Raw genomic sequence first — 4,285 nt, 5'->3', positions numbered from 1 at the left:
CTCACGCCCCAGCGGCCGATCTTGCCGGCCTGCACCAGCGTGTCGAAGGCCTCCACCGTCTCGGCCAGCGGGTGCGCGCCGCGCCAGTGCAGCAGGTAGAGGTCGATGCGGTCCAGCCCCAGGCGCTTGAGGCTGCGCTCGCAGGCGGCCGGCACGCCGCGACGGCTGGCGTTGTGCGGGTAGACCTTGCTGACGACGACGATCTCGTCGCGGCGCAGCGTGTCGGCGCGCAGCGCCTCGGCCAGCGCCAGGCCGACCACGGTCTCGGCGCCGCCTTCGCCGTACATCTCGGCGGTGTCGATCAGCCGGTAGCCCAGCTCAAGGGCGCTGCGCACGGCGGCGACCTCGGCGGCACGCGTGGCGCCGGACTCGCCCATGCGCCAGGTGCCGAGGCCCAGCGACGGCAGGGCGCTCATGGCCGGGTCTCCGGCTTGACCGGCACACGCTGCGCGGGGTCGTAGAAGAAGGTTTCCTCGGCGATGCGTTCGCCTTCCCAGCGCTGGTAGGCGAGCTCTTCCATGTGCGTGACGCTGCCGTCCTGCCACACGAAGTGGAAGATCCAGCGGATGACCACCTTGTCGCCATTCACGAAGATCGGCCGCACGCAGGTCGACTCGACGGAGCGGGCGCGTGCCATCACCTTGTGCTCGTTGGCGACGTGCGCCGCGCGGCCCACCCGCGGCTTGCCCTGGTTCTCCTGCATGGTGGCGTGCTCGGTGTAGAACTCTTCGCAGGCCTCGGCGTGGGCGCCTTCTTCCACGCGCCTCACGAAGCGTTCCAGGGTGTCGGTTGTGGGCATCGGAGATCCTTTCAGGGCGGGAGTGTCCCCGCGGCGAAGAAGCCCGCTCAGCCGGGTGGCTTCTTGAGGGCCTTGTCGCCCCGGCAGGCGCTGAGCGGGCGCGCCGTGGCCGAGGCGATGCGAACGACCTGGCGCGAGGCCAGCTCCACCACCACCCTCAGGCAGGCGCAGCCGTAGCCATGGCTCCCGTTGGTGCGCACCCATTGCGCGGCGCTGAAGCTCGGCCAGTCGCCTTCGGCCTGGTGGCCGCCCTGGATGCCCACCGTCCACTCGCCCTCGCGGTCGTGCAGCCAGGCATTGCCCGGCGTGGGGTTGTCGAACCAGCCGCAGCGGGTCTGTGCGGTCGCGGTGGTGTCGGCGGACGCCATCGGCTCATGCTCGAACACAACCGGCAGGCTGCTCCGCGGCGTCGACACGAAGTGGTAGGCCGTGGGGTAGGCGCTGGTGCAGGCCTCGCCGCGCTGTCGGCGCTTCTCCTGGTAGCGCACCACCAGCTGGCCGGGCCGCAGCTGCAGCCCGGTGATGCTCACCCCGGCGCAGCCCGTGGGGTTGGAGGCGAGCACCACGCCCAGCAGCATCGAGCGCCGGAAGTCGACCACCGGCAGCGGCATCGGCGGCTGGGCGGCCTGCCCGCTGGGATCGGACCACAGCAGCTGCCAGCTGCCTTCCCACTGCGGCGCATCGTAGGCCGTCACCGTGGTGACCACCGAGCGCGAGAGGGGCGCGCTGCCCTTGGCGACCGTGCGGAACGGCGGGCCCTCGGCAGGCTGCGCGAACGCACCGCCCGAGGCGGCCAGCAGCACCGCCAGCAGATGAAAGCGTGCGAACCGGTCTATTTGAACTGGTACCACAGCGTCAGCGAGAAGGTGTTCTGCGTGCGGTCGCGCACCACCGGGCTGTTCTTCGCGTCGCCCATCAGGCGGCCGGCGAGCCACTGGCCCGAGAGCTTCCACTGCTCGTTGAAGCGCAGCGAGCCGACCAGGCCGTAGTTGACATCGCTCCAGTCGGCACCCGGCGCGTAGGCCGGCAGCGAGCCCGCCGCCGACTCCTCGGGCGAGACGCCGTAGTAGCTGCGCAGGTGGTCGGCGTTGGCCCAGGTTGCCCCGAGCATCAGGCCCATCACGAAGTTGCTCGCCAGCCGCGCGCCCAGCGTGCTGCCGATCTCGAACTGCACGCCCTTGCCGTTGTTGCCCGAGCCGGCCAGCAGGCTGCTTTGCAGCTGCAGGAACTCCCAGGGCGCGTAGTTGGCGTAGAGCCCGTAGCCCAGGCGGTTGCCGATGTCCTGCAGGCCGAGCGAGCGCGAGGTGTCGTCGCTGCGGCCGAACACCGGCCACAGCCGCGCGCCGTATTGCCATTCCTTCTGGTGCGACAGGTTCCAGCCCAGGCCGATGTCGGTGGAGAAGAAGAAGCCATTGGGGTGGTAGTAGTCCACGCCCAGCAGCGGCAGCACCGTGGTCTTGTCGGAGCCCGGCGCCTCGGGGTAGGCGGCCACCGAAGGGCCGATGGAGAGCTTGGCCTCCTGCTCGGGCGGCGAGCCGAGCAGGATCAGCCCGCCGATGGCCTGGGCCTGGCTGGCGGCCAAGGCCAGTGCGATGGCTGCGAACGCGTGCTTCGTCATGGTCACCTCAGCGCTTGGCGGGCAGCTGGCCGCGCATGAGGGCCTCGCGCTCGGCGGCGGCCACCGGGTCCCAGGCATGGCGCGGGCCGATGAAGGCGCCGCCGTCCACCAGCAGGTGCTCGCCGGTGACGAAGGCCGAGTCGTCGGAGGCGAAGAACAGCACCGCCTTGGCAATGTCTTCAGGCAGGCCGGCCTTGGCGATGGGCTGCGCGTTGGGCGCCACCTTGGCCAGCATCTGCTTCACCTGCGGCGCGGCCTCGGGCGGCACGCGCTCGGGGTTGGCGGTGAAGATGTTGGTGAGGATCAGCCCCGGGCACACCGCGTTGACGCGGATGCCGCTGCGAGCGAGCTCCGCGCCGGCCAGGCGCGTGAGGTGGATCACGCCCGCCTTGGCGACCGAGTAGGCGATGGGCGCGGCGCCCGACTGCACGCCGGCGATCGACGCGGTGTTGACGATGGCACCGCCCCCGCGCGCCTTGAGGTGCGGCACGGCATGGCGGATGCCCAGCGCCACCGAGCGCAGCAGCAGGCTGTGCGTGCGGTCCCAGCCGTCGGCCGTCATCTCGTCGATGCGTGCGGGCGTGCCGCCGGCCCCGGCGTTGTTGAACACGATGTCGAGCCCGCCGAAGCGCGCCACGGCGCCGGCCATCAGCGCCTCGATCTGCGACTCTTCCATCACGTTGCAGTGCTGGTAGGCCACGCGGCCGTCGAAGCGCGCTTCGAGCGCGGCACCGGCCGCATCGTCGATGTCGCCCACCATCACCTGCGCACCTTCTTCGACGAAGCGCTCCACCGTGCCCAGGCCGATGCCGGAGCAGCCACCGGTGATCACGGCCACCTTGTTCTTCAGACGATCCACCACGAAAGACTCCCTGTGCGGCGCTGTCGGAGCCCCGTGCTCCGGTCAGTGGCGCGCGATGCGCCCGAGGTTGTATCACGCGCTCACTGCGCCACGTAGCGACCGGGGCGGTGGTTGGTGGCGATCACGAGGTTGAGCACCACCGCGGCCACGATCGACAAGGCCACGCGGGGCAGTGGCACCGTGGCCAGTGCGGCGCAGACGATCACGGAGTCCATCGCCATCTGCACATGGCCGGCACGCCAGCCGCGCTTCTTCTGCGCGATGAGCGCGAGGATGCCCAGGCCGCCCAGGCTCGCCTGGTGGCGAAACAGCACCAGGAAGCCGTTGCCCATCAGCACACCACCCAGGATGGCAGCCAGCCACGCGTCCAGCGAGGCCAGCGCCAGATGGCGCGGCAGCCAGTCGCTCATGACCGACACCAGCACCACGGCGGCCAGTGTGCGCAGGGTGAAGCTGCGGCCCATGTGCCGCCAGGCCAGCCAGTAGAAGGGCAGGTTGAGCACGAAGTACGCCACGCCGAACGACCAGCCGCCCAGGTAGTGCATCAGGAAGGCGATGCCGGCGGTGCCACCCGACAGCAGCCCGGCATGCTTGAACAGCGTGACGGCCAGCGACACCAGCAGCGTGCCGATCAGCAGGGCCTGCAGGTCTTCGAGCGGCGTGTGCCGCAGGGTCGAGGGGTCGGGGTCTTGCATTGCGCCCGATTGTCCATGGCCTGGCCGTTGGCACGCCGCCTGCTATTGAGAGCATCACGAGAGTAGAAGCGTTCACTGTGCGCCCGATCAGCACCACCCCGGTGCCACATGGAGCGGCGCAGCCGGAAATTGCTCTCGAAGTGCCCTGTGCCGGTGCCATGCGCCGCGCGGGGAGTTCGTCACTTCGAGAGTGCCCGTCCACCTTGCTTGGGTGCGGGCCGGGAGCGCTTCCATGCTGACCACCCGCCAACCTGTCTTCCGCAAGCACTGGCATGCGGTGATGCCGCTTTCGCTGCTGGCCGACGGCCCGC

The 4,285-nt window shown here is 70.4% G+C and carries 6 protein-coding genes; all 6 read right to left on the bottom strand.

The window, feature by feature from the left end; translation table 11 throughout:
* Positions 1 to 416: aldo/keto reductase (locus tag VFL64_RS17920; RefSeq protein WP_489541739.1), on the bottom strand; the 416-nt coding region annotated here is incomplete at its 3' end.
* Positions 413 to 799 (bottom strand): nuclear transport factor 2 family protein, encoded by a 387-nt coding sequence (locus VFL64_RS17915; protein ID WP_489541738.1) that lies wholly within the window; start codon positions 797 to 799, stop codon positions 413 to 415. The genes VFL64_RS17915 and VFL64_RS17920, both read right to left, overlap by 4 nt.
* A 47-nt stretch (positions 800 to 846) precedes the next feature.
* The gene (locus VFL64_RS17910) at positions 847 to 1,650 is read right to left on the bottom strand and encodes a DUF4087 domain-containing protein (RefSeq protein ID WP_489541737.1); all 804 of its coding nucleotides are present in this window, start codon (positions 1,648 to 1,650) and stop codon (positions 847 to 849) included.
* Complete coding sequence (locus tag VFL64_RS17905) at positions 1,632 to 2,417, bottom strand: MipA/OmpV family protein (protein ID WP_489541736.1); 786 nt, start codon at positions 2,415 to 2,417, stop codon at positions 1,632 to 1,634. Before VFL64_RS17905 ends, VFL64_RS17910 begins: the two co-directional genes overlap by 19 nt.
* Positions 2,418 to 2,424: 7 nt before the next feature.
* Entirely contained in the window at positions 2,425 to 3,279 is an 855-nt protein-coding gene (locus VFL64_RS17900) for an SDR family NAD(P)-dependent oxidoreductase (protein WP_489541735.1), read from the bottom strand.
* 80 nt (positions 3,280 to 3,359) lie between these two features.
* Entirely contained in the window at positions 3,360 to 3,974 is a 615-nt protein-coding gene (locus VFL64_RS17895) for a YitT family protein (protein WP_489541734.1), read from the bottom strand.
* Positions 3,975 to 4,285 lie beyond the last annotated feature (311 nt).

Source organism: Rhizobacter sp. (genome assembly GCF_035702065.1).
In the GTDB taxonomy this organism is placed as follows: Bacteria; Pseudomonadota; Gammaproteobacteria; order Burkholderiales; family Burkholderiaceae_C; genus Rhizobacter.
Note: the sequence above shows the minus strand (reverse complement) of the source record. Positions and strands in the feature narration are given on the sequence as shown.